This window comes from Paludibaculum fermentans, assembly GCF_015277775.1.
Lineage (GTDB): Bacteria > Acidobacteriota > Terriglobia > Bryobacterales > Bryobacteraceae > Paludibaculum > Paludibaculum fermentans.
In genome coordinates this window covers 4,312,996-4,337,300 of the sequence record NZ_CP063849.1, presented here as the reverse complement: position 1 = coordinate 4,337,300, position 24,305 = coordinate 4,312,996, and the positions used below count along the sequence as shown (strand labels likewise).

Annotated in this window: 24 protein-coding genes; 10 read left to right on the top strand and 14 right to left on the bottom strand. The window is 62.8% G+C overall.

The genetic code is table 11. From position 1 onward, the window contains the following. Positions 1–18: 18 nt before the first annotated feature. The 3 genes from IRI77_RS16950 to IRI77_RS16940 form a co-directional block, all read right to left on the bottom strand. The gene (locus tag IRI77_RS16950; RefSeq protein WP_194453221.1) at positions 19–2,544 is read right to left on the bottom strand and encodes a U32 family peptidase; all 2,526 of its coding nucleotides are present in this window, start codon (positions 2,542–2,544) and stop codon (positions 19–21) included. A gap of 45 nt (positions 2,545–2,589) precedes the next feature. Next, on the bottom strand, positions 2,590–3,129 hold the full coding sequence (locus IRI77_RS16945; protein ID WP_228486774.1) for a YkgJ family cysteine cluster protein: 540 nt from the start codon (positions 3,127–3,129) through the stop codon (positions 2,590–2,592). Between the two features lie 64 nt (positions 3,130–3,193). Beyond that, a complete protein-coding gene (locus tag IRI77_RS16940; protein WP_194453219.1) occupies positions 3,194–3,667 on the bottom strand; it encodes a hypothetical protein in 474 nt (157 codons plus the stop codon). A 236-nt stretch (positions 3,668–3,903) separates the two neighbouring features. Here IRI77_RS16940 and IRI77_RS16935 point away from each other — a divergent pair, with 236 nt between their 5' ends. The 5 genes from IRI77_RS16935 to selA all read left to right on the top strand — a co-directional run bounded on the left by IRI77_RS16935 (position 3,904) and on the right by selA (position 9,413). Next, positions 3,904–4,920: a LacI family DNA-binding transcriptional regulator gene (locus IRI77_RS16935; protein WP_194453218.1), complete on the top strand. Its 1,017-nt coding sequence runs from the start codon at positions 3,904–3,906 to the stop codon at positions 4,918–4,920. Between the two features lie 77 nt (positions 4,921–4,997). Beyond that, entirely contained in the window at positions 4,998–6,032 is a 1,035-nt protein-coding gene (locus tag IRI77_RS16930) for a lysylphosphatidylglycerol synthase transmembrane domain-containing protein (protein ID WP_194453217.1), read from the top strand. A gap of 44 nt (positions 6,033–6,076) precedes the next feature. Further along, positions 6,077–7,234, top strand: a complete 1,158-nt coding sequence (locus IRI77_RS16925) for a Gfo/Idh/MocA family protein (protein WP_194453216.1) — start codon at positions 6,077–6,079, stop codon at positions 7,232–7,234. After that, positions 7,231–8,112 carry a PIG-L deacetylase family protein gene (locus IRI77_RS16920; protein WP_194453215.1) on the top strand — a complete coding sequence of 294 codons (882 nt, stop codon included), beginning with the start codon at positions 7,231–7,233 and terminating at the stop codon, positions 8,110–8,112. Before IRI77_RS16925 ends, IRI77_RS16920 begins: the two co-directional genes overlap by 4 nt. Positions 8,113–8,114: 2 nt before the next feature. Then, a complete protein-coding gene (gene selA, locus IRI77_RS16915; protein ID WP_194453214.1) occupies positions 8,115–9,413 on the top strand; it encodes an L-seryl-tRNA(Sec) selenium transferase in 1,299 nt (432 codons plus the stop codon). A 36-nt stretch (positions 9,414–9,449) separates the two neighbouring features. Here the strand turns inward: selA and efp are convergent, their stop codons facing one another. Further along, positions 9,450–10,013 carry an elongation factor P gene (efp, locus tag IRI77_RS16910; protein WP_194453213.1) on the bottom strand — a complete coding sequence of 188 codons (564 nt, stop codon included), beginning with the start codon at positions 10,011–10,013 and terminating at the stop codon, positions 9,450–9,452. A 191-nt stretch (positions 10,014–10,204) separates the two neighbouring features. On the opposite strand from efp, the gene IRI77_RS16905 reads away from it, so the two are divergent. Beyond that, a complete protein-coding gene (locus IRI77_RS16905; protein WP_194453212.1) occupies positions 10,205–11,185 on the top strand; it encodes a YVTN family beta-propeller repeat protein in 981 nt (326 codons plus the stop codon). On the opposite strand, the gene IRI77_RS16900 is transcribed toward IRI77_RS16905, so the two are convergent. The 3 genes from IRI77_RS16900 to cutA are packed head-to-tail and all read right to left on the bottom strand — an operon-like array spanning position 11,158 to position 13,209. Next, positions 11,158–11,499, bottom strand: coding sequence for a hypothetical protein (locus tag IRI77_RS16900; RefSeq protein ID WP_194453211.1), 342 nt, complete (start codon positions 11,497–11,499; stop codon positions 11,158–11,160). The genes IRI77_RS16905 and IRI77_RS16900 overlap by 28 nt on opposite strands. A 32-nt stretch (positions 11,500–11,531) precedes the next feature. Continuing rightward, positions 11,532–12,830: an MFS transporter gene (locus IRI77_RS16895; protein ID WP_194453210.1), complete on the bottom strand. Its 1,299-nt coding sequence runs from the start codon at positions 12,828–12,830 to the stop codon at positions 11,532–11,534. Positions 12,831–12,873: 43 nt separating this feature from the next. Further along, on the bottom strand, positions 12,874–13,209 hold the full coding sequence (gene cutA, locus IRI77_RS16890; RefSeq protein ID WP_194453209.1) for a divalent-cation tolerance protein CutA: 336 nt from the start codon (positions 13,207–13,209) through the stop codon (positions 12,874–12,876). A gap of 80 nt (positions 13,210–13,289) precedes the next feature. On the opposite strand from cutA, the gene IRI77_RS16885 reads away from it, so the two are divergent. Continuing rightward, on the top strand, positions 13,290–13,601 hold the full coding sequence (locus IRI77_RS16885; protein ID WP_194453208.1) for an FtsB family cell division protein: 312 nt from the start codon (positions 13,290–13,292) through the stop codon (positions 13,599–13,601). Positions 13,602–13,636: 35 nt separating this feature from the next. Here the strand turns inward: IRI77_RS16885 and glmM are convergent, their stop codons facing one another. The 3 genes from glmM to IRI77_RS16870 are packed head-to-tail and all read right to left on the bottom strand — an operon-like array spanning position 13,637 to position 17,053. Further along, the gene (gene glmM / locus IRI77_RS16880; RefSeq protein ID WP_194453207.1) at positions 13,637–14,989 is read right to left on the bottom strand and encodes a phosphoglucosamine mutase; all 1,353 of its coding nucleotides are present in this window, start codon (positions 14,987–14,989) and stop codon (positions 13,637–13,639) included. Next, positions 14,986–16,356, bottom strand: coding sequence for a phosphohexomutase domain-containing protein (locus IRI77_RS16875; RefSeq protein ID WP_194453206.1), 1,371 nt, complete (start codon positions 16,354–16,356; stop codon positions 14,986–14,988). Before IRI77_RS16875 ends, glmM begins: the two co-directional genes overlap by 4 nt. Positions 16,357–16,360: 4 nt before the next feature. Beyond that, entirely contained in the window at positions 16,361–17,053 is a 693-nt protein-coding gene (locus tag IRI77_RS16870; RefSeq protein ID WP_194453205.1) for a carbohydrate-binding family 9-like protein, read from the bottom strand. 22 nt (positions 17,054–17,075) lie between these two features. Between IRI77_RS16870 and IRI77_RS16865 the strand changes: the two genes are divergently transcribed. Further along, positions 17,076–17,345, top strand: coding sequence for a hypothetical protein (locus tag IRI77_RS16865; protein WP_194453204.1), 270 nt, complete (start codon positions 17,076–17,078; stop codon positions 17,343–17,345). Positions 17,346–17,348: 3 nt separating this feature from the next. Here IRI77_RS16865 and IRI77_RS16860 read toward each other — a convergent pair whose 3' ends face one another. After that, positions 17,349–20,021 carry a patatin-like phospholipase family protein gene (locus IRI77_RS16860; RefSeq protein ID WP_194453203.1) on the bottom strand — a complete coding sequence of 891 codons (2,673 nt, stop codon included), beginning with the start codon at positions 20,019–20,021 and terminating at the stop codon, positions 17,349–17,351. A gap of 45 nt (positions 20,022–20,066) precedes the next feature. Continuing rightward, the gene (locus IRI77_RS16855; protein WP_194453202.1) at positions 20,067–20,699 is read right to left on the bottom strand and encodes an MBL fold metallo-hydrolase; all 633 of its coding nucleotides are present in this window, start codon (positions 20,697–20,699) and stop codon (positions 20,067–20,069) included. A gap of 29 nt (positions 20,700–20,728) precedes the next feature. On the opposite strand from IRI77_RS16855, the gene IRI77_RS16850 reads away from it, so the two are divergent. Further along, positions 20,729–21,076, top strand: coding sequence for a hypothetical protein (locus IRI77_RS16850; RefSeq protein WP_194453201.1), 348 nt, complete (start codon positions 20,729–20,731; stop codon positions 21,074–21,076). 2 nt (positions 21,077–21,078) lie between these two features. Further along, entirely contained in the window at positions 21,079–21,966 is an 888-nt protein-coding gene (gene ygfZ / locus IRI77_RS16845) for a CAF17-like 4Fe-4S cluster assembly/insertion protein YgfZ (protein WP_194453200.1), read from the top strand. Here the strand turns inward: ygfZ and IRI77_RS16840 are convergent. Beyond that, positions 21,922–22,785 carry a PHP domain-containing protein gene (locus IRI77_RS16840; protein ID WP_194453199.1) on the bottom strand — a complete coding sequence of 288 codons (864 nt, stop codon included), beginning with the start codon at positions 22,783–22,785 and terminating at the stop codon, positions 21,922–21,924. The genes ygfZ and IRI77_RS16840 overlap by 45 nt on opposite strands. Beyond that, positions 22,782–24,269 carry a S10 family peptidase gene (locus IRI77_RS16835; RefSeq protein WP_194453198.1) on the bottom strand — a complete coding sequence of 496 codons (1,488 nt, stop codon included), beginning with the start codon at positions 24,267–24,269 and terminating at the stop codon, positions 22,782–22,784. The genes IRI77_RS16840 and IRI77_RS16835 overlap by 4 nt, the downstream gene beginning before the upstream one ends. Positions 24,270–24,305 lie beyond the last annotated feature (36 nt).

Genomic DNA, 24,305 nt, shown 5'->3' with positions numbered 1-24,305 from the left:
CCGGAACGCCTGTGTCGATCACTGCAAAATCGGCAGGGCCAGGTAGTCCGGCGGGACGAAGAGGCTGCCTTGGGTGACGCCTTGCGGGGCGATGCGCTTCAGTTCGGCGGCCAGTTGCGCTGAAGTGGATTCGCCTTTCAGATAGGACTGGAAGGCCAAGGTGACTTCGCGGACCTGGCCGGCGGATTCGTGGACAAACTCCAGACGGAAATGACGGATGCCCGCTTCCTGCCACTGGTCGATGAAGCTGCTGGCTTCCTGGGCCTCGGCTCCGAAGACCGTGTTGCGGCAGCCGACGTCGGCCATGACGGGGTGGGCGCGGCCGGAAGGGTCTTTCAAGGCGACGGTGTGGGTTTCACAAGGGCGGCCGCAGTCTTTGTAAGTGGTGCCGGTGGAGAGGAAGCGGCAGAAGACGCAGTGCTCGGTGTGGAAGACCGGCAGGTGCTGGTAGGCTACGACCTCAATACGGGCGGCGCCCGCTGTGCGAGCGAGGCGGGCTACCTGGTCGGCGTTGAGGTCGTGCGTGGGCGTCAGGCGCGACAACCCCAGTTCAAAGTAGGCCGAGGCGGTGAGCGAGTTGGCGGTATTGAGGCTGAAGTCTCCGATCAGGTCGGAGTGCGGCTGCTGCTTGAGTTCGTGCAGGATGCCTGTGGAGCGGATGACCAGCGGGCACTCCAGGCTGAGCAGGAAGTTGGTGATGCGGGCTTCACCGGGTTTCAGGATGCGCGGGCTGGCGACTCGGACGGCGATGCCGGCTGTTTTGACCTTTTCGACGGAGGGCCGCAGGCCGTAGAGGTCGAGGTAATCGAGCGTGATGCTGGCCGGTGTGAGTTCGAGGGCGGCTTCGAGCTGTTCGGGAGTGCGGACCAGCAGGTGGAGCTGGGGCTCCAGGCTGGCAGGCTCCTCGGCGGTGGCCTGGCGCAGGGCTGCTTCCACAAGCGGCTTGGGTTGGTTGACTTCCAGGGGCGGCCGGTTGACCTGCTGGGCCTGGAGTTGCTCGACGGCTTCGCGGCGCAGACGGTTCAGGAGTGAACTGGCTGCGAACGGCGTCCCGGTGCAGGTGAGCTCAATGCTCTTCAAGGTGTAAGGCGTGTTGCCGAGGCGGGAGAACTGTTCGTGCAGGAAGTCCTTGGTGAGGCCGCGATTCTGTGCGCGTTCGATGGACTCGGGCGAGATGACAGTGGTCGAGATTTCCGGATGGGCGATGAGGTGCCACTCGGTCACCAGCGGCGCTCCTTCGGCGGCGGTGACTCGGATGTGAATCGACTGGCGGGCGGCGGGAGCGGCGGGTTCGAGATAGGGCTTGGCCACGCGTTCGAGGGCGGGATCGTGGGTCCGCCAGACGAGGTCGCCGGGATGGATGCGGGTGAAGCGGACGGCGTTGTTGCCGAACTTCAATTCCAGGGATCCGTCGAGATTGGGGAGCGACTGGAAGATGCGGCCGCCCTCTTCGGGCTCTTCCGGGCTGCGCCAGGAGGCGGCGTCGAAGACCAGGCCGTCACCGGGCTTCACCGGTGCGATTTTGTGGGCAGGCGCCGTCTGGATGGTGACGGAGTCCGGGCTGACCTTGGTGACCTTGCCGATGCAGACACCTCGATGGCGCGGGGCACGGCCTTTGACGACGGTCTGGTGATTGGTGCCGGTGAGGAAGTATGGGCCGGAACCTCGGGAGTAGACCTGCTCTAGCTGGAGCTCTTCGACGGGCGTGATGGAGAGCTTGCGGCCGGCAGCGGCTTCGTCGACTGCTTTGCGATAGGCGGCGGTAGCGAGGGCGACGTAGTCGGCGTCTTTGTAGCGGCCTTCTATTTTCATTGCCGACACGCCCATGGAGACGATTTCGGGCACCTGGCGCAGGCCGTAGAGATCGCCGGGCGAGAGGAGATAGCGGGCGTCGGCCAGGGGCTCCAGGCGGCCGTCGACCAGCATTTCGTAGGGCAGGCGGCAGGCTTGGGCACACTGGCCGCGATTGGCGCTGCGTCCGCCCCAGGCTTCGGAAGAGAAGCATTGGCCGGAGTAAGCGACGCAGAGTGCGCCATGGACGAAGATCTCGAGATCGCAGGAGGTCTGCTCGATGATGGAGCGCACCTCGGTGAGGGCGAGTTCGCGGGCGAGGGTGACGCGCTGGACGCCGAGTTCCTGGGCCTGGCGGACGCCGGCGGCGTCGGTGATGCTCATCTGCGTGCTGGCGTGGAACTCCATGCCGGGCGCGATCTGGCGGGCCAGGCGGACCATGCCGTAATCCTGCATGATGAGCGCGTCGGCTCCGGCGTCGACGATGGCGGCGATGGCGTCGGCGGCTCCCGCGATCTCGTGTTCGAAGACAAGCGTGTTGAAGGTGACGTAGCCGCGGACGCCGCGGGTGTGGAGTTCGCGCATGACGGAGGGCAGTTCCGTCAGCGTGAAGCCGACCTTGGCGCGAGCGGAAAAGTGCTTCAGGCCGAAGTACACGGAGTCGGCTCCGGCCTCGACGGCGGCGCGGAGTTGGGGCCAATAGCCGGCCGGACTCATGACTTCGGGTTTGCGGACGGGGGGCTGCTGGCGCATGGAGGGGGTCCCTTTCAGGGTAACAGGCGGGTTGGGCGTTGTCGCCTAAAAGCGCCGCGGCGGGCCGGTGAGGGCAAACGCGGCGATGGTGTGAGCTTCACGAAGATCTTCCAGGTGTCTGGGGGTGAGCGGCACGGCGGCGCTGTCGATCTCGTCCTCCGCAGCGCCCTGGTAGCAGAGTTCACAGGCGCGGATCTCGCCTTCGGGGAAGCGCAGGGCAGGTCCAAAGGTGCGGCAGGTGACCGGACGGTAAGCGTATAAATCGCAGGTTTGGGAGGCGGGGTCGAGGGCGGGGCAGGGCACGTCTTCGCCAAATGTTTCGAACTGTTCCTGGCCTTGGGTCGAGTTGTCGAGGAGGCCGGAGGCGGGGTCGCCGGGAAAGCTGGCGGCGAAGCGCGCTAGAAACGCCTGGGCTCGACGGCGGACGCGGGCGGCGCGGGCCGGATCGTGTTGGGAGAGATGAAGGAGGCCTTCCGCCAGGCGTTCCGCATCGGTGAGGGAGATTGCGAAAGTCCCCAGGCAGCATTCGGCGCAGCCGGGGCGGCAGACGATCCACGCGCCGCCCTTTGTCAGGGCTTGGGCCATGGTCTGGCCTACAATTCCGACGAGTTCCGTGGCTTTGGGGCCGCAGGACATGGCGGGTAACCGGTTATTGGATGAGTGCTGCGAATTCGCGGGCCAGCGCGTCGGCTTCGGCTTCCGGTAAGCCGATGACGCCCGCCAGGTATTTGCCTTTGGCGAAGAGGAAGGCGTCGCGCGCGCCATCCTTGCCGGCAAAGCCGCCGAAGCCGGGGACGACTTTCGGGTTGGCCAGGTGGGTCTTGTAATCGAACAGGAGGATGCCGGCCGCTTCCGCGGAGGAGGTCCGGAGGAGGATCAGGTCAAACTCCTTCGCCCCCTTCTTGTAGTGGGCAATGTTGCCGCCCGGCAGAAAATCGTGACCAAGCAGGTGGTCGGCGGTGATGTTGGTCTCCACGCGGTTGGCGGAGGGGAAGCGGCGGCTTTCGTCGGCCGGAGGCGCGGCTGCCTTTTTGACGGGCGCGGGCTCGGGCTTGGTTTCAGGGCTGCAGCCGGCGAGGAAGAGCAGGGCCGCGAAAGCAGGCAGTAGGATGGCGGGGCGCATGCGGAAATGATCGTATCATGCTGCGCTCACAGCCGAACTGCACGCTCAGGAAGGCTGGGTCCGGGCCGGATTTTATGAACACGGTGAAAGTTGAACCCTCGATTTGAACAGGCTTCGAAAAGGCTCACCCCGCAGGCCGATCGAAGCCCTTCGCGAGCCGGAGGCCGGAGTCGATTCAAGTAAAGATTCGGGTGGCAATGCAAGGGACCATCGGATGGTGGTAGATTGACATCGCGATGGTCACGATTCGGGAAGTAGCAAAGAAAGCCCGCGTTTCCGTGGGTACTGTGTCGAACGTGCTGTCTGGTTCGGAGTCAGTGCGCCCGGAACTGCGCCGCCGAGTAGAAGAGGCGATGCGGGCACTGGATTATGAACCGAATCAAATTGCACGAAGTCTGAAAACGCGGTCGACCAAAACTCTGGGTACGGTGGTCACCGATATTACCAATCCGTTCTTCCCGCAGATGATTCGCGGGGCGGAGGATGCGGCGCTGGAGCGCGGCTATCTGTTGATCACGTTAAACACGGACGATCACGTGGAGCGGGAGCGGCGGGCCGTAACGCTGCTGCGGGCGCGGAAGGTGGATGGAATCCTCCTGGTAATGGCGCCGGATTCGGGCGACATCGGCCACATTAAGGCCGCGATCGATGGCGGGACGCCGGTGGTGTGTCTCGACCGTGCGCCGCTGGATTCGCCAGTGGACTCGGTTTGCGTCGACAATGTGAAGGGCACGCGGATGTGCATGCATCACCTGCTGCTGCGCGGGCACAAGCGCATCGGCATGGTGTGCGGATCGCACGATGTCTACACCTCGGAGCAGCGCCTGGTGGGATACCGGTCGGTGCTCGAAGAAAGCGGCCTGATTTTTGATCCGTCGCTGGTGTGTTTCGGAGACTTCCGGCTGGACAGCGGCTACAAGATGTCGAAGGAGTTGCTGCTGCGGTCTGAGCCGCCCACTGCCATTTTCGCGGCCAACGCGATGATGGGCTTCGGAGCGCTGAAGGCGATGCAGGAGCTGGGGTTGCGGTGCCCGGGAGACATTGCGCTGGCGGTGTTCGATGACATTCCCTTCGGCGATGTGATCCAACCCAGGCTGACCGTCGTGGCCCAGCCGGCGTACGAGATCGGCCGGCGGGGTGCTCAATTGCTGATCGAAAGGATCGAGGGACGGACGAATTCACCCGATCCCGTGGTGATCCTGCTCAACCCGGAACTGATCGTTCGAGAGAGCACGGCTTCGCGTCCGAATTAACAGTTGTAACGGAATTCTTCCCCAGAAAACCTGTCCCGATACTTCCGGGAGCATCGGAAGTCTAAGATGGAAGAGTAATGGGGACAAACTCACCCGCAGGCGGTGGGGCAGTCAGGCGGTTTCCACCGTGGCTCGGCACGGTGATTGTCTACGCGCTTTCGCTGGGCTGTCTCCTGTGGGTTTATCACGATTTCGACTGGCGCCTGGAGCTGCCGAAGCTGGCGCGCGTGCACTGGGCATGGATCCTGCTCGCCGTGGCGTGCGACGTCCTCGTCTATTTCTCGCAGGCATGGCGCTGGAACATCCTGTTGCGGCCCGTGGCCCGCGTGCCGTTCTGGCGCAGTGTCCAGGCGATCTACATCGGACTGTTCGCGAATGAAGTTCTGCCGCTGCGCAGCGGCGAACTGATCCGCTGCTACCTGCTGACCGTGTGGGATAAGATTCCCTTCCCGCTTGTGCTCAGCTCAGCGCTGATTGAACGACTGATCGACGGGGTGTGGCTGATTGTCGGTTTCGCCTTGGTCTCGCTCTCCGCGGAGCTGCCGAAGGAGATCGAGATCGGGGTATGGATTCTCGCCTCCGTGGTCGCCGTAATCGGCGGGCTGGTCGTGTTCTCCGTTTTAAACCGGCGCTTTGCGCATCACATGACAACGCGCCACCGGTGGTCGGAACAATTGCGGCGTGTGGTGGAGGGGCTGCATGCGATGGGGCGCTCCAAGTCGTTCCCCGCGGCGGTTGCCGCCAGCACTGTCTACCTGGCACTGCAGGTGATCCCGATCCACGCGATGCTGCAGGGCTATGGGTTAAACCTGCCTTGGGGCGCGGCGGCAATCGTGCTGGTGGTGCTGAGGCTGGGCACCGTGGTGCCTGGCGCGCCGGGGAATGTGGGTCTGTTCCACCTGTGCGGATTCCTGGCACTGCACCGCATGCTGGGTGTGGACGCACAGACAGCGAAGTCGCTTTCCGGCATGATGTTCTTTGTCGTGACGGTGCCGCTGCTGGCGGCGGGAGCGGTGGCGCTGGCCACGACCGGCTCTGAGATTCGCGAGATCTACCATAGCGCTCACCAGCATCGTCGCGGGCAGGCTCCGACGGAGCCACTCAACAAGTAGTTGCCGGTTCCGTTTGAGATAGAATCAGGCGGCAGGGACATTCCATGCCGCAATCACCCGAATCCCCATCCATTTCGCGCCGGACCGTGTTGGCCAGCACAGCCGCGAGCGCCTTCTCGATTGTCAGTCCGCAGGCAGTGCGCGGATCGCAGGCGAACTCGAAAATCTCGGTCGGCCTGATCGGCTGCGGCGGACGGGGTACCTACGACTCCAAGATCACGCACTCCGATCCGCGGGCGCGCATCACGGCTCTGGCCGATCTTTACGACGATCGCATTGAGCAGGCGAAGGCCGCGCTGCAACTGGACAAGGTCGATACGTACAGAGAGTTTGAGAAGATGCTGGCGAACCCGTCGATTGACGCCGTGTTCATCGCCACGCCTCCGTTCGAGCATCCTCGCATGCTGGAAGCCGCGGTGGAAGCCAAGAAGCACGTTTATTGTGAGAAGCCCGCAGGTGTGGACTTTGAAGGCTGCAAGCGTGTCATGGCGGCGGGCAAGAAGATGGATCCGAAGAAGGTGCTGTCGTTCGGCTACCAGCAGCGCTACGGCCCTGTGTACCTGGAAGCGTACAAGCGGCTGCAGGCAGGAGCGATCGGCAGTGTATCGGTGGCGCGGGGCTACTGGATTGCGAACGACCCGTTCACGCGGCGCGACTATCCGGGGCTGGATACGGCGAAGGCCGACCTGCGGAACTGGTTCTGTTTCCGCAAGTACTCCGGTGATTTCATTGTTGAGCAGGACTGCCACAATCTCGATGTCCTGCACTGGTTCCTGGGCGGGTTGCCGCTACGCGCGGTGGGTTACTGCGGCCGCAAGGTGCGGACGACCATGGACATCAACGACAATCTAAATCTGACGTTCGAATGGCCGAACAACCTGCTGGTGAACTTCGAAGCGAACCAGTTGACCCCCGTCGGGTACCGCAAGGTGGGCGAGGAGTTCACGGGCACGAAGGGCACACTGGTTACATCGCGGGCCAGCATGGTGCATTACAAGGGACGCAACGACGTGGAGACCATGGAGTCGAAGCGCGACATCACCTACGAAGGGATCGAGCAGTTCCTGGGACGCATTCTGAGCGGCGACGTGGAGAACGTAGCCGATCGGGCGGCGCGTTCCACGATGATCGCGATTCTGGGCCGCACGGCCATGTACACGCAGAAAGAACAGACATGGAAAGGACTCTACGGGACAGTATGACTAGAAGAGTGCTGGCTGCCGGCGTGATTTTCGGGGTTCTGGCGATGGGCCAGACTCCGGCTGCATCCACGCGGAAATTGCGGGTGATCGCTATCGGCGCGCATCCGGACGACTGTGACATCCGCTTTGGCGGAACGGCGGCAAAGATGGCCAAAGCCGGCCATGCGGTGAAGTTCCTGGCCGTGACGAACGGAGATGCGGGCCACCAGACGCTGGCTGGCGCGGCGTTGGCGAAGCGCCGCTACCTCGAGGCGCAGGAGTCCGCGCGGCGGCTGGGGATCATGGAATACCAGATCCTGGACAACCACGACGGCGAACTGCTGCCCTCGCTGGAGGTGCGGCGGCAGGTAATCCGCGCAATCCGGCAATGGAAAGCGGATATCGTCCTGGCTCCGAGGCCGAACGACTATCACCCGGATCATCGCTACACCGGTGTTCTGGTCCAGGATGCCGCCTACATGGTGGTGGTGCCGAATACCGTGACGGACACGCCCGCACTGGTAGACAACCCGATCTTCCTTTATGTGGAAGACAACTTCCAGAAGCCGGCGCCGTTCCGTCCGGATGTGGTGGTTTCCATCGACGACACCTGGAAGCAGAAGGTGGATGGCCTGGATGCCCACGTTTCGCAAGTGTACGAGTGGCTGCCCTGGGTGGATCACCAGTTGGATTCGGTGCCAAAGGATCTGAAGGCGCGCAGGGTGTGGCTGGACAAGTGGCGCAGCGGGCCCATCAGCGACGAGAAGCGCAAGGTGCTCGCCGAGGAGATCGGGGCCGAAGCCGCGGCCAAGGTCCAGCATGTCGAGTGCTTCGAACTGTGTGAGTACGGCCGGCGGCCCAAGCTGGACGAACTCCGCGCGTTGTTCCCCCTCAAGTGAGAATGCAGGAGCTGTTCCGATTGCTGCCCTCGGTCGACGAGCTGGTCTTGCAGGCCGGGGGCGGTGTCCCGCATGAGCTGGCGGTGCAGGAGTGCCGCGCCGTGCTTGAGGACTTGCGGGCGATGATCCGGGCTGGGGAGAAGACCTTGCCCGATCCGCTTACCCTGCTGCAGGATCGACTGCGGGGGCTTTCCCTGACTTCGTTGCGGCGCGTCATCAATGCGACCGGGGTCGTGCTGCACACGAACCTGGGCCGGGCCCCTCTGGCGGAGACCGCGTCTCCAGGCTGGTATTCGAACCTGGAGTACGACCTGCGGACGGGACGGAGAGGCAAACGCGATAGCCACACGGAGAGTCTGCTGGATCGGCTGCTGGGTGTGCCCGGGATTCTGGTGAACAATGGAGCGGCGGCCGTGTTCCTGGCGCTGCACGAGCTTGCCTCCGGCGGCGAAGTGATTGTGTCGCGCGGCGAACTGGTGGAGATCGGCGACGGCTTCCGGATCCCCGATATCATGGCGCGCTCGGGCGCGGTGCTGGTGGAAGTTGGGACCACGAACCGCACTCGGGTTGAAGACTACGAACGGGCCATCACGGATCGCACGCGCTTGCTGATGCGAGTCCATCCCAGCAACTTCCGCATGCAGGGCTTCACGGGCCGGGCGTCCATCGAAGAGCTGGCGGCGCTGGGCAAGGCCAGCGGCGTGCCTGTTTACGAGGACCTCGGCAGCGGCAGCCTGACTGATCTCTCGCCCTTTGGTGTGAACGAGCCGACGGTCCAGTCGAGCCTGCGCGCTGGTGCTGACCTGGTCTCGTTCAGCGGCGACAAGCTGCTGGGCGGGCCGCAGGCGGGCGTGCTGGCGGGCCGTGAGGATCTGGTCCAACGGCTGCGGCGGAATCCAATGTTCCGCGCGCTGCGATTGGACAAGCTGGTGATTGGAGCCATGGAGACGGCGTTGCGGCACACGCTGCTGCAGGATTGGGCCGCACTGCCGGTGATGCGCATGATCCGCCTGACGGCGGATGAGATCAAAGTACGCGCCGAGAGGCTGGCGGCCGAGGTCGAAGCCGCCACGGTTGTCCCTGGCGAATCGCTGCTGGGCGGAGGATCCACTCCGGAGCAGGCGCTGCCCACGTGGCTGGTTGCGCCGGAGGGCGATGCGTCCGTGTTGGAGCGGCAGTTGCGCGAGGGCGATCCGGCGGTAATTGGGCGAATCGAAGCTGATCGATTGCTGCTGGATTTGCGGACGGTGCGTCCGGAGGAAGAAGCAGAACTGGCCGAGGCGATCAGAAAGGCCCGGTGAGGATGCCGCGACGGGCACCCTCATCGCCTCTAAAAACTAGTTGGTGACGCGTTCCTGGTAGGAGCCTTCCGACGTGCTGACACGGATGACATCGCCTTCGTTCACGAATTGAGGAACTGAGACAATGAGGCCGGTTTCCATCTTCGCGGGCTTGCCCACGTTGGAAACCGAGCCGCTCTTGATGCCGGGTTCCGTCTCCACCACCTTCATGTCTACCGAGGGAGGCAGCTCCACGCTAATGGGCTTGCCTTCGTAGTACTCGACATGAACTTTAAGCTGGGGGATCAGGAAGTCAACGCCGCCGCCGAGGTGATCCTTCGTGAGGTGGGTCTGTTCGTAGTTCTCGGTGTTCATGAAGTAGTAGTACTCACCGTCGTCGTACATGTACTCCATTTCCACTTCCTCGAGAATCGCCTTCTCGACGCGGTCTTCGGAAGAGAAGCGATGCTCGAACATCGTCCCACTGCGGAGATTGCGCATTTTGACCTGAACGAAGCCACGGAGGTTCCCGGGCGTACGGTGGTTCATGGTGAAGACGGTATGCAGTTCGTTATTGAACTTGATGACCATCCCCGGACGCAATTGTGTCGCCTGAATCATGCGAAAAACGGACTCCTGTATTTGGATACGGAAACCACCAGTTTAGCAAAGCGGCGGTGAAAAGATGATGCCGGCCCGGTTTTGCGGGGCGAGCCCGCCGATTTTGCCGGCTGGACTACGCCAGTTGGGCGAAGGAATGGCGGAAATGCCGGTGATGGCGGCCCGCCGGACAGTTTCGCGAGAATGAAGGTATGAAGCGTTTGCTGCTGACAATGCTGGCGGCTGCGGGATGCCTGCCGGGCGCGGATCAATTGCTGGTACTGCACAAGCTGGACGATTCCTTCGGGTTCTATGATGCGGCCAGCGGCAGGTTGGAGGCGAAGGTTGCGGTGGGGAAGAAGCCGCACGAGTTCGCTCTGTCAGCGGATGAGAAGTTCGCCTTCGTGACGAACTACGGGGCGGACACCTACACGGAAACGCAGCAGGGCGGCAACACGATTACCGTCATCGACCTGGCTGCTCGCAAGGCGGTAGGAGAGATTGGACTGGGCCAGTACCACCGGCCGCATGGGATCGAACGGGGCAAGTCAGGGCTGCTTTACGTGACTACGGATTTTCCCGCCTCCCTGCTGATCGTGGATGCGAAGAAGTCGAGGATTGTGAAGGCGATTCCGCTCACCGGCAAGTTGCCCCACATGGTGCAACTGACGAAGGACGAGCGAAAGGCGTGGACGGCCGATGCGGGATCCGGCACGGTGAGCGTCATCGACCTGGCCAATCGCCGACAGACCACGCAGCTCGAGGTCGGCGGAGTTCCGATGGGCTTCGCGCTTACGACCGACGAAAAAAATCTATTCGTCGCGACCCGCACGAACAACATGGTGGTGCAGGTGGATGCCGTGGCCAACAAACTCAAGCGCAAGCTGGGTGTTCCGGGCGAACCGGCTCGGATGGCGCCTTCCCCGGATGGCCGCTGGATCTACGTTAGCCTGATCGGGAGTGGAGAACTGGCCGTGCTCAACGCGCACACACAGTTGGAGGTGAATCGCGTGCCGGTGGGGCAACGCGCGGAAGGCTTGCGGCTGTCGGACGATGGGCAGAAGCTCTTCGTGTCGGCGCAGGCGGAGAACAAGGTGGTGGAGTTCTCAGCGCCGGATCTGGAACGGGTGAAAGAGATCGCGACTTCGGCCAAGCCGGATCCGACTTACCTGTTGCGCGAGCGGAAGCGCTGATCGGGCGGCAACCCCATGATGTAGCCGAAGGCGAAGGCGACCATTGCGCCGGCCATCAGCATCAACCAGCCTAGGCTCAAATCTCGGCGGGTCAGCCTGCGTCCCTGCGGCAAGGAAGGCGGTGGCGGAATGAAAACAGGCGGCTTTTCCTGCGGCGGGGGGATCTTCAGCAGCCGCTCCCGGAGCCCTGCTGCCGCGGCATCGAAGGAATGCTCGGTGCGGTTGATAGCGCACAAGGCGTCGGTGGTGTCCTCGCTTGCGCTGCGGATGAGGTTCTCGACGTCTCGAGTGAATTCAGTTATTTTCTGATCCACGACAGTTTAGTGGAGGTTACCACGGATTTCTCTCAGTGGGCTTCGGATTGTTCCAGGGGCTTGGTGGGGTCGATGAACGGCCAGCAGAACGCGCCCAGGAAGTAGGCTGCTGCCATGGTGTAGATGAACATGTTGTAGTCGCCCTGCGGTGTGGCCGTGGTGCGCGTGGCGTCGAGGATGATGCCGCCGACCTGCGGAGCGACGAAGCCGGCCATGTTGCCCATCATGTTCATCGAGCCGGAGAGTGTACCCGCGTATTTGCCGCCAATGTCCATGCACGAACCCCAGGCGCAGGGCATCACCAGATCGTTACAGAAACTCGCCATGCCCATGGCCAGCATGCCGTAGAGCGGATCCTTCTGCTGGATGCAGATGAGCAGGAAGGCGCTGGCGCCGAGGAAGCCGGAACTGGCCAGGACGCGGCGTGCCTTCGTGGTGCTGCCCAGGAGCTTCGCTATACGGGGCAGCATCAGACCGCTCAGGATGCATCCAATGCCCCCCAACAGCAGAGGGCAGATGGCGTAGCGCGCGCTCAGCATCTCGTCTTTGACGCCGTAGTATTCGCGGATATAGGTGGAGAGCCAGGTGATGTAGAAGTACCAGGGGTACGTGATGAGGAAGTATTGGATCCACAGCAGCCACACAGAGCGGTTGGAGAGGAGCTTGCGCCAGGGCACGTCGCCGTGGCTGCCGGCGAGTCCACGATTCTCGGACAGCAGGGCGAGTTCGGCGGCGTTGACCGACGGGTGATCCTTGGGGTCATCACGGAACCAGCGGAAGAAGAACACGGCCCAGATGACACCGAGGCAGGCGAAGATCAGGAACGCGGCGCGCCACGGCAGGATGGTGAAGATGAGAGCGCAGAGGATGGGTGTGAACGCTCCGCCCCAGCGGGCCGACATCCACATGATGCCCTGGGCGCGTACGCGCTCGTTGGAAGGCAGCCAGGTGGTGAAAGTCTTGGTGAGGTTGGGGAAGCAGCCTGCCTCGCCGGCGCCGAAGAGGAACTGGTTGATGGCCAGGGAGAGACCATTCCACATCATGGTGACCGAAGCGGTGAAGACCGACCACCAGATGACGATGCGCATCAGCACATTGCGCGGCCCCAGTTTGTCGCCCATCCAGCCGCTGGGGATCTCGGCCAGCGCATAGCTGAGGGCAAACGCCGAGAAGACGCGCCCCATCTGAGTTTTCGTCAGCCCCAGGTCGCTCATGATGTATGGCGTCGCTTTGGAGATCGCCACACGATCGATGTACGACAGGACGGCCAAGGTGACCGCGAAAACCACAACCCAGTGGCGGGCGCGAGTAGGGGCCTGCTGGTTCAGCATGAGCACCTATCCAATCACAGGTGTCATGGCCGTCGCAACAGGATTATGGTAATTCGATAGGTGGTTGAAGCTCGGAGTCCATCCATTCGAGGTAGGCCGCGAAACCATCTACTATGGGCGTGGCGATGAGTTCCGGCACCTCATACGGGTGCACCTTGCGAAGCTCCGTAGCAAGCGAGGCGAAGAGGTCGCGGCGCGTTTTGATGACGAGGCCGCATTCCTGATCCTCTTCGATGGCGCCCTTCCAGTGGTAGGTGCTGATCAGGCCCGGAGTGATGGCTACGCAGGCGGCCAGACGCAGTTCCACAAGGTGCCGCGCGATGCGGCGCGCGTCGGCCTCGGATCCACAAGTCGTCTGTACCACGATTTTATTGGTCATTTTGTCACTCAGTATCCCGTGAAGTGTGGACTTGCGATACCAAACGGATTATAAACAAAGATGGGCCCTCGTCCCGACCGATGAACACCCTCCTGCGCCAACTCGGATTTGTTGCCGCCGCCGCCGTCACCTGCTTCTATGTATTCCTGGTGCTGCGGGGGCCGAATGGCATTCCGGCCATGTTGGAAAAACGCCAGCAGATCGAGCGTATGAAGCAGGAGAATGAGGCCATGCGGCAGGAGATCGAGAAGAAGAAAGTCATCATCGATCAACTGGAGAACAGCTCGGAAGCGCGTGAAAGGGCCGTGCGCGAACATACGCGCAAGGCGAAACAGCACGAGACGACGATCTTTCTGCAGGACGACGCCGACAAGCTCCCGCCCCAGGACTGAGCGGCCCGGTAAGGCCGCTGTCCATCCGCCTTTTCTTACGATACGCTGAGCGCCCGCGAGTATAGTTCTTCCAGCCGATCCTCCGTCCGGGCTTCCGCTGCGAGGCGCAGAATGGGCTCCGTGTTCGACGAACGCACGTGAATCCAGCCGTCCGCAAACATCAGCTTCAGGCCGTCGTTGCGATCAATGCGTGCACCGGGGAAGAGGCTTTCCAGCGCCTGCATCATGGAGCCGAGGCGGCCATGTTCGTAGGCCATTTTGCCCATGCGGCGGTAGTAGCGCGGCAGGCCCGCGGCGAGTTCGCTCATCGTCTGGCCCGTTTCAGCCATGCGATCGAGCAGGAAAGCCATGCCCATGTAGCTGTCGCGGCAGTACTGCACAGCCGGGAAGATGATGCCGCCATTGGAGCCTTCGCCGCCGATTACCGCGCCGGCGAGTCGCATGCGTTCCACTACGTTCGCCTCGCCGACAGGAGCCCTGAAGACAGGGCAGCCGTGCCGGGCCGCGACGTCGTCAATCACAGAGGATGTCGTGAGGTTGACGACCACAGGGCCTTTTCTGCGGTGCAAAGCACAATCCACTGCGAGGGCGAGGACGTCGTCGTTGTCGAGGATGTGACCCGTCTCATCGCCCACGGCCAGGCGGTCGCCATCGGGATCCTGGGCGAAAGCCGCTTCGGCTTTTGTTTCCCGGATGAGCGAGCGAAGGTCGTCGAGAACTTCGGGCTTGGGTTCAGCTTCCCGAGGGAACGGCTGCGTCGGATCCACGGAGATGGCGTGGAGTTCGCAGCCCAGGACTTCCGAGAGGAAATGGGTGCTCATCACAGAACCCGCGCCATTGACGCCGTCGAGCGCGACTCGGAAGTTCCGCTTCCGAATGCGCTCTGCATCGACGTGCGCCAGAACCCGCTTGAAGTGCCGCTGCGGCGGCGAGTCGTAGTCTGTGACCACTCGGCGGATCTCGTTGTTGGTGGCCTGGCGGAACTCGCTCTGGTGATACAGGTCGAGCAGTTCCGTGCGTTCATAGTGGTTGAAGAACAGGCCTTCGCGGTTGAAGAGCTTCAACGCATTGTATTCGGGCGGGTTATGGGACGCCGTGATGGCGATGCCGCCGCGGGCGCGGATCTCCGAGACGTACACCTGGATGGTGGGAGTTGGCGCGATGCCCACCTTCACCACCTCGCAGCCGGCGGCGAGCAGGCCGCAGGTAACGGCGTGCTCCAGCATTTCGCCGCTTGAGCGTGTGTCTCGCCCCACTACAACAGGTCCCGGTCCCACATAGGTGCCAAAGGCCTGTGCGAAGGCGCACGCGAGGTTGGGGGTCAGAAAGTCGCCGATCACGCCCCGGATGCCGGAAACGCTGATCTTCAGTTGATGCACGCGGCTCATACGCCGTAGCTCCTCACAAGATCCATCACCTGGTCAAACAAGGCCCGCGGCGGGCCGCCGCGCTGCTCGCAGATGACGCGGACCAGCGGCTCCGTCTGCGAGACGCGCACATGCACCCAGCGTCCGGGCCAGTCGATGCGCAGGCCGTCGACGGTATTGCGCACGCCATCAGGAAATCGCTCCTCGATCTCCAGCAGCATCTCGGGGATGCGGTGGGTTTCCAGCGGGATCTTGCCCTTGAGGATCGAGTAAGTGGTGTAGCCGTCCAGGATGGCGGCGAGTGACTGTTCGCGGCGGTCCATCATCGAGAGGATGGCCAGCATGGAAGCGATGCCGTCGTAGACAAAGCGGAATTGCGGCATCATGACGGCGCCCGTGCCCTCTCCGGCCACGGCCACCTGTTCCGGCCGGTAGCTGGCCAGGGCGTCGATGGCGGACTGCCGGCCGACGGGTACGCGGACAATCTGGCCGCCATGGCGGGCGGCGATCTCTTCCAACAGGGCGGTCGTCGAGACGTTGGTGATGACGAGCTTGCCGGGGCCGCGTTCCAGGAAGTCGTCGGCCAGCAGGACCAATACCATCTCTTCGCTGATGGCCTGGCCCCGCTCGGTCGCAAAGGCGACGCGATCGCTGTCGATATCGAAGAGGAAGCCGGCGTCCGCGCCGACATGCTGCATCAGGGGTGCCAGTTGCAGGGCGACCATCTTGCGGGTCGTGGAGGGTTCGTGGGCGAAGTCGCGCCCTTCCAGCGGCTCGTTGATCAGGATGAAACGCGTGCCGAAGCGCTCGTTCATGCGGCTCAGGATCGGGGCCGAGGTGCCGTTCGTGCAGTCGACCAGGACGCTATAGCGGGCCAGCTTGGGGATGTCGAAGACCTGCGCCAGTTCGTCCAGGTACCGTTCCGTGGCATCGGGGTCGGAGTGCAGCTTGCCGATCTCGCGCCACTCCGCCATCTTGAACTTCTTCAGGTGGTAGATGTCGAGCAGTTCCCCGGCTTCGCTGGTGGAAAGGTACGTGCCTCTCGGCCCGAAGAACTTCAGTGCATTCCATTCCGCCGCGTTGTGGCTGGCGCCGATGCTGATGCCGCCGCAGGCGTCCAGGCGGCGGATGGAGTGCTGGATGATGGGCGTGGAGACGATACCGAGGTCGATCACGTCGTGACCGCCGGCGAGCAGCCCGGCGATGACGCCCTCGCGCATCATGATGCTGGAGGTGCGTGGGTCTCGGCCGACGACGATCTTGCCGCCCGGCTCCAGGAAGGTGCTGAAGGCGGATGCGAAATCGAGGACATGGGCGGCGGTGAGTCCGTTGCCGACGATGCCGCGCAGGCCCACCTGCGAAATGCGCAGACTGCGTTCCTGGGCCATCCCGCTACTTCTCCAGGCGCAGCAGGCCAAAGGCTTCCGGGATGTGGTGATTGCCCGTCGGGCCGGTGGGCTGCCAGGCGATGTTGGCGCGGTTGGGCGGCGGCCCCTGGAAGCGGTAGTAGTTGACGCGGAAGTCGAAGCCGGGTTTTACGGTCTTGTCGGTGATGGAGGAGATCGGGATCTTCATGGCGCCATACCAGATCTTCTTTTCCTTGTCGATATGGGCTGCCACGGTGAAGCCGGAGTCCCAGCGCCAGCCGCCTTCCGGCTTAGGCTCTTTGCGGTCGATGTCGAGATCAACCCATTCGCCTTGCGGAGACACCTGATACTCGCGGTACTGCCAGATCTTCTCGAAGTCCGCGCCGATGAAGATCTCAGCGGCGTCGTGCTCCCACAACTTGTTCGTCTCCTTGTCGGTCACGGGCGGCTGGATCAGGTAAAGCTCCTGATAGGGGCAGATGAACAGGAAGTAGAGGTTTTTGTCCGTCCAGCGCGAGCGGAACTCGCTGCGATGGCCGGGCGTCGGTTGGCCCTTGGCGTTGTTCTCGCCGAAAACGGCGGGAGCGGATTTCCAAAGAGCCGAATTGGGATCGACATTGAGGGCGGTGTCGGATTTCAACCGCTTGCTGAGTGATACTTGCGGAGTCTGTGCCACGGCGGAGAACATCAGAATAGTAGCGAGCAACGAGAGTTTCATCACCACCTCCATCATACGACCCATGTCACACCCATCTGTCTTCCGTGATCGAAAGAACGAGCTGGAATCGCTCGAGTTCCAAATGGGCGTGGAGGCGGGCCGTCTGGCAGTGACGCTGGACGTTCTGACCGACGCTCTCGTGCTGGTCGGACAGCATGGCGTGTACTGCCAGAGCGCGCGCCAACCCGGCAAGCCCAAGATGGACGTGCAGATGATCTCCCTGGGTATCCTGCAGGCGAAGGAACTGATAGCGTCGGTGCTGGAGGAACTCCGGGGCAAGCAGAAGGGCTGATGGTCAGGCCGCCGCGCCGCGACGGCCGCTGAGGTACTGGGCGAACTCGTCCAGGGTGCCGCCAGGGAAACCGGCGGCCGCTTCCCGGATGGTCTGCATGCCGAGAGTTCGGTAGCTCTCCGTCTGAGCTTCCGTGAACCATTGATCGTTCGTTGTTTCGTGCGGAAATGTCGGGCTGGCGGCGGAGTAGCTCAGCACGTCTGGTGATTCGGTATGGCGCACCATCGGCTTGAAGTAGATCAGGATTCCATCTCGCGCCCCGGCATCGACGCAGGAGTACCGAATGGCGGCAACCGCAAAGCGGCGTTCTTTCTCGATGAGCGGACCTAATTGCGAGTCCGCGAAATCGATGGAGATCTTCAGGTCGATCCGAATCTTACGCAGGGCATTGCCTAGATCCTCATACGTGTAGTTGGGATCGCAGCCGGAGTCGAGCACGACGATGGGTGAACAGCGCCGCCGGATCATCTCATACAGAGCCAGGTTCTCAAAGTGGCCGCCGTCGGAAAGATAGACATAGGGGCCGCTCTCGTTCGTCCGGCTGAGGGCTTCGCTCATCATGGGCGCCACTGCGAAGCGCGGTCCTTTGAACGGCCAGGTCTTCCTGCCGGGTTCGCCCGGGTTGCCCAGCCACGCACCCAGGCGGGCGTTGAACAGCATCATGGTGAAGGCGACCATCGACGAGGTGTGGTAGCCCATGTTGGGGCTGGCGGCGGCCCCGGAGATCGTCATAGCCGTACCCAGGCGAATGCCCCCGCAATAGCGGCTGGAGTCGCGATAGCCGAGATCGGCGCTGCCCGTATGGTAGGGGGAGATGGTGAAGCTGGCGGCTTTGCGCTGCTGCCAGTCTAAACGGCTGCCGGACGCCAGGTTCAGTGCCGTATTGACAACATGCAGGGGCCGCTGGCCGCGGAACTCGTGCATGCGCAGATCGTCGGAGTCGTTGAAGCCGGTAAAACGCTCATTGTCGAGATCGGGGTTCGACGCGGCGAGGTAAGCGCGGATGAGGCGGAAGCGGTACATGCCGTGGAGCGAGAACTTGTTGATGTCCACGAAGCGGCCCATCACCGCGCAGAAGAGTGCGATGGCTGCCGTGATGCCAAGCAGGGGCAGGAACGGCGTATGGATGAGCAGATGGGTGTGCTGCCAGTAGGCGTAGGGCGTGAGGTCCAACTGGTCGATGATGACATCCAGCAGGATCGACAGGGCAATGATCAGAGAGACCACAAACAGGGGCAAGGTAAGCCGGGCCGCAATCTCCATCAGGCGAGCCGAGAGACTGCGCTGCCGCTCGTCCCCCGGTTTCCCGGCTGTGCGCGCGCTGTTGCCGGCCAAAGCCGTGATCAGGCCGCTGACGCCGCCAATGGAGCTAAGCGCTGATTGGGCATAGCCGCCCAGGGCGAAGATGTAGTGCGGTGCGACCAGGGTGAGCCCGCAAAGGATCATCCAGGCGAGACTGCTGCTGAGTTTGAAGCCGCTGGAGCGCGCGAGCCATTCCAGGTCCTCCGACTCCAAAGTACGGCTGCCAAAACCCACCAGGAGGATGTCGCCAATCAGCATGGTAGCCATGATGAGCGGTGGGCCAAACGTGATGTAGTGTGTGGGATTGCCGTCGCGAATCGCCGCGGCCAGCAACTCCCGGCCCAGTAAGTAGATCGCGGCGCCCGACGCTGTTCCGCCCATCAGCATCGCCAAAGTGAAGTGGAGTGCGCGCCAACTGCCGCTGACAGGCAGTTCCTTTCGCACCATGGAGCGCAGCAGGTAGAGCCCGAGGCAGGCGCAGGTGAGCCCCAACATGAACCGCGTGATGCCCCAGAAGGTGGGTGGCGGTGAGAAGTTGCCGATGCCCCACCATAAGCCAATCATCGTCAGCAGCCCGCTCAGGGTAAGCGGGCCAAGGCATTTCACCAGGAACTGGGCCTGGGTGGCGTTCACGTGGCCGATGCTGGGCAGGTCCAGGAGCTTCTGGTAGCCCGAATAGACGAACAGGACCGCGGCGAGACCGAGCGCCAGCACGTGAGGCTGACCGAAAGGGGTGACCAGTGTGCCGACCCAGGGCGGAGAGAGCTGAAGCAGGGCCACAAGCAAGCGCGGCGCCATCACCACCAGCATCAGCATCGGGATGAAGACCAGCCAGTTGAGCAGCAGATTCCGCAGAACGATGGAAATCATGCTCCAGGTGTCGGCGGAGCCCAGCCCTAATTTGGGAGTGAGGTAGTTGTTGTAATCGCGAAGATGGCCGATGGGGTCCGGTTGCATGGTGCCGGGATGCGCGCCCGAGTCGTCGCAGGGATCGTCGTTGGTGTCGCACGTACCCGTCAGTTTCGGTATGACATTGCCGATTCCGCCAGCGCGGCGGATCCAAGCGGTCAACCAACTGCCGATATAACCGCCGCCGGAGACGGTGGAGAGGTAGTCGAATTGGCGCAACAGGCCGGCTTCCGCCAGTCCCTGGATCGCGCCGAGCGCGAAAGTGGCGCTGCGGATGCCCCCGCCGGAGATACAAAGCGCGGAGAGCCGCTTGCCGGAATTGTGCAGTTGGCCGTAGACGTCGCGCAGCCCGTCTGCGTCCGTACCGCTGCCCGGTTGGATGGTTATGCCCAGCGCCGCGAACTCTTCCGCCAGTACCTCGTGGAGCTGAACTGGGGTATTGTCCCGATCGACCTGATTCTCCATGGAGTTTGGTCTACTTTGACCGGAACGTACTGAAAAGTCAAGGTTTCATCGGAGCCAGGGGTTTCGGGCCTTTTCACGCCCGATGGTGGTGGAGGCGCCATGGCCGCAGATTACTCGTGTCTCCTCGGGTAGGGTGAGCAACTTGGTGTGGATGGAGCTGAGAATCTGGTGTCCGTCGCCGCCCGGCAGGTCGGTGCGGCCGATCGAGTCGCGGAACAGGGTGTCACCGGCGACCAGTTTCTGTTCGGCCGGGATGAACAGGCAGAGGCTGCCCTGGGTGTGGCCCGGAGTATGCAGGACGTGGAAGTCGGTTGTCCCCAACTTGAGAGCGTCGCCGTCGCCGGCGTCGACATCGATGCCGGTGCGTTCCGGCGGAGGCATGTTGAGCCACTGGGCCTGCATGTCCAGGTGGTCATAGAGATCCAGGTCGTGATCGTTCATATAGACTGGCGCGCCGGTAAGAGCCTTGAGCTTGGCGGCGCCGCCGATGTGATCGATGTGGGCGTGGGTGATGAAGATGGCTTTGACGGTGAGACCGTTACGGGCGAGCACATCCTGGATTGTGTCCAGATCCTCGCCGTCCCCCGGATCGACGACAATAGCCTCACGGGTGGTCTCATCGCCGAAAATGGAGCAGTTGCACTGGAGTTGGCCGACGGGAAGAATCTCGTGGATCATTTTCCCATCAGTATAGAAGGTAAGCACTCATGACAGACTATGTTCTCTATCTCCACTTGGCCCTGGGCCTGTTCCTGTTCATCGCGCTGGGCGCCAACAAGGTGAAACAATGGCGCGGCGGCGTGATGGCCGCGGCGCTCCTGCTCGTTCTTTCGGGCGGGTATAACTTCATGACGAAGATGAAGAGTCCACCGGCCGGCTGGCACGCCGGCATCGGGATCAAGATCCTGCTCGCGCTGCACGTCATCACCATGGCTTTCCTGATTGCCCGCGGCGGCGCTTCGCCGGAAAAGGAAGCACGCTGGCGCAAGAGCGCCCTGGGCTCGGCCGTGATTGTGATCCTGATTGGACTCTATTTCAGCAATTTCGCACGCTAACCATGCCGACTCCCGGATATCAGGCGCTGCGAGAGGGCGCCGCGATTCTTGACCTCTCGGCCCGCGGCCGCATCCGCGCCAGCGGGGAAGACCGCAAACGGCTGCTGCACGCCATGACCACCAATCATGTGCAGGAACTGGAACCCGGCCGGACGATTTACGCCTTCTTTCTGAACGCCCAGGGCAGGATCCAGGCGGATGTCTGGATTCACGCCGAGGAGGACTATCTACTGCTCGACGTGGAGCCGGAGGTTCGCGAGAAGGTCTTCGCCCACCTGGACAAGTTCATCATTGCCGACGACGTGACGCTCGAAGACCTCACCGCCACCACCGCCGAAATCGCGGTGGAAGGACCTAACGCAGCCGCATTGCCCAAGCATGGCATCATCCTCAACGCGGCGGTCACAGGCCAGGCGGGGTTTCGGATGGTTGTCCCTCTGGAAGAGAAAGACACCGTCCTGCAGGCGCTACAGGCGGCTGGCGGTGTTCCCGCCTCGGCGGAAGACATCCTGTCGGTGCGCCTGGAGAATGGCGTGCCGCGCTATGGCGACGACATCTCGGACTCCAGCCTGGTTCAGGAGACACAGCAACTGCAGGCTGTGCATTTCAACAAGGGTTGTTATCTCGGGCAGGAGATCGTTGAGCGCGTGCGTTCGCGGGGCCAGGTGAACCGGCTGCTGACGAAACTGAAAATTGAAGGCACGGAAATCCCGGCGCCCGGTGAGAAGGTCATGGCCGGCGACCAGGAGGCCGGAACCGTCACCTCTGCCGCGTACTCTCCAGCAGGGGCGTGCGTGAGAGGCTTGGCTTATCTGCGGGCGAAATTTATCGTCCCCGGGTCGGGCCTAACGGTTGGCGGCGCGGCGGCAGAGGTCGTCCAGCAGGGCTAGCGGGACGCGATTGACGCCGTTCCGGCCGCGGCCCAACAGGACGTGCGGCTTGTTGTCGCCGTGATAGTCCGAACCGCCGGACATCCCCAGGCCGTACTTGCGAGCCAGGTGGATGTACCGGTCCCGGGTGCTCTGATCGTGGTCAGAATGCCAGACTTCGATGGCGCCCAGGCCCGCATCGGCGAAACGGCGGATCAGGGCCTCTTCTTCCATCGGGTCGGTCTTGTTCAGGCGGAAGGGGTGCGCCAGACTGGCCAGGCCGCCGCCTTCCACGATCCGCTGGATGCCCTCTTCTGAACTGGGGTCCTGCCGTTCCACATAGGCGACGCCGGTCTCTCCGAGATAGCACTGGAACGCCTCCTCAATCGAGGAGATGAAGCCCTTGTCCCGCAGTACACGGGCAAAGTGCGGGCGCCCGGTGATGTTGCGCCCGTGCGCTTCCGCTTCTTCCACAGTGACGGGCATGCCGAGGGCCGTGAGCTTCGCGGCCATGGCGCAGTTGCGTTCCTTGCGGGCTGCGCGGAGGGTCTCCAGCCAGGCCCGGAACTCCGGCGAGGGTTCTCCAAAGAAGTAGCCGAGAACGTGAACGCTGCGGCTGGCCGGATTCGCCTCGTCGGGCTGGCGCGTGCTCAGTTCAAGTCCGCGCACGAAGCGCAGGCCCTTGGCGGCGGCCAGGGGCACCGCCTCATCGGAGCCGCGGAACGTGTCGTGGTCAGTGATCGCCAGCGCTTCCAGGCCCAGCGCCACGGCGTGGTCAATGATCTGGGCTGGCGTGTCGGTGCCGTCACTGGCGGCGGTGTGGGTGTGCAGGTCGATCACTGCGCCGCCCACCGGATGAAGCTGGCGGCATCCCGTTTGAGGGCGGCCAGCGGCGTGATGTCGATGTAGTACATGTGGCCTGCCTCGTAGTAGTGCACGCGGATGTTGTCCTTTGCGCCCGCGGGCAGTTTCATATGATTCAGCGTATAGCCGGCGGCAAAATACGGCGTAGCCAGGTCGAAGTAACCCGCGCCCACGTAGAGTTTCATGTGCGGATTCTTGGCGAAGGCAGATCGCAGCGACTCGCTGACATCCGCGTAGCGATTCTCGTTGCCCCAATCCCAGCGTGTGATGCCGCCTCCCAGGATGTAGTAATCGAGGTCGCTCTCGTAGCCCAGTTCCGAGCGCACGTAGTAATTGAACGCCGCCGTGTATGGCGGGCGGATGGCGGTCATGCTCGGGTCGAATTCAGCGCTGTCGGTCGTCTCCCGCGGTCCAGGACCCGTCAACCGGCTGTCCAGGCGGCCCACCATGACGTTTTCGTCGCGCCGCAGTTCGCGGATGAACTTCATAATGTCCAGGCGCAGGTCGCTCTGCTCGATGTACTTTTGCGGCAGGCCTGTGAAACGGGCCAGTTGCTTCGCCGCCGCAGTTCGCTCCTCGGTGGTGAGCAGGTCACCGCGGCCCAATGCCTGGGCGTATCCGCCCGCCGCCCATTGCTCTGAGTCGTGCAGGACTGTCTTTAGATCTTTCTGTTGTAAGTCTGCGGGCAGCTTCTTGTGATACCAGGCCGTGGCCGTGTAGGTCGGCAGGAATAGTTCGTACGGCAGGTCGTTGCCCTGATCGAAGCTGAGCGTCTGGAAGTTGAGAACAGTCGAGATCAGCAGCACGCCGTTCAGCGCAATCCCTCTGTCAATCAGGTAGCCGGAAAGCCCGGCCGCTCGTGTCGTGCCGTAGCTCTCCCCCACCAGGAACAGCGGCGAGAGCCAGCGGTTGTTGTGGCCCAGGTAGAGCCGGATGAACTCACCCACACTCTCGATATCACCGCGTACCGAGGAGAACTTCTTGTTTAGCTCTGTCTTGGTGGCCCTGCTGTACCCCGTGCCGACCGGGTCGATGAAGACCAAATCTGTTTCGTCCAGCCAGGTGGCCGGGTTCGTTTCCAATTGATAGGGCGCGGGCGGCAAGGCGCCGTTGTCCATCATGCGGACGCGTTTGGGTCCCAGGGCGCCCATGTGGAGCCATACGGAGGCCGAGCCCGGTCCGCCGTTGAACGAGAACATCAGGCGGCGCCTTTTGGTGTCGGGCACGCCCTCCAGGGTATAGGCCATGTAGAAGATATTTGCTTCGATTTCGCCGGCCGCGTTCCTGATGGGCATCAGGCCGGTGGTCGAGGTGTACTTCAGCGCCTTGCCATTGACCGTGATTTCCTGGTGCCTGACAATCGGCTGGGGCGGATCGGCCGGCGGTTTTGGCGGCGCAGGAGCCTGCTGGGCCCGCAGGGCGGCACCCAGGGCGAAGGAAATAAGAATATTGCGAATCATGAGCGGGACTTCCCAGGATAGCGGGAATCTGGCGCT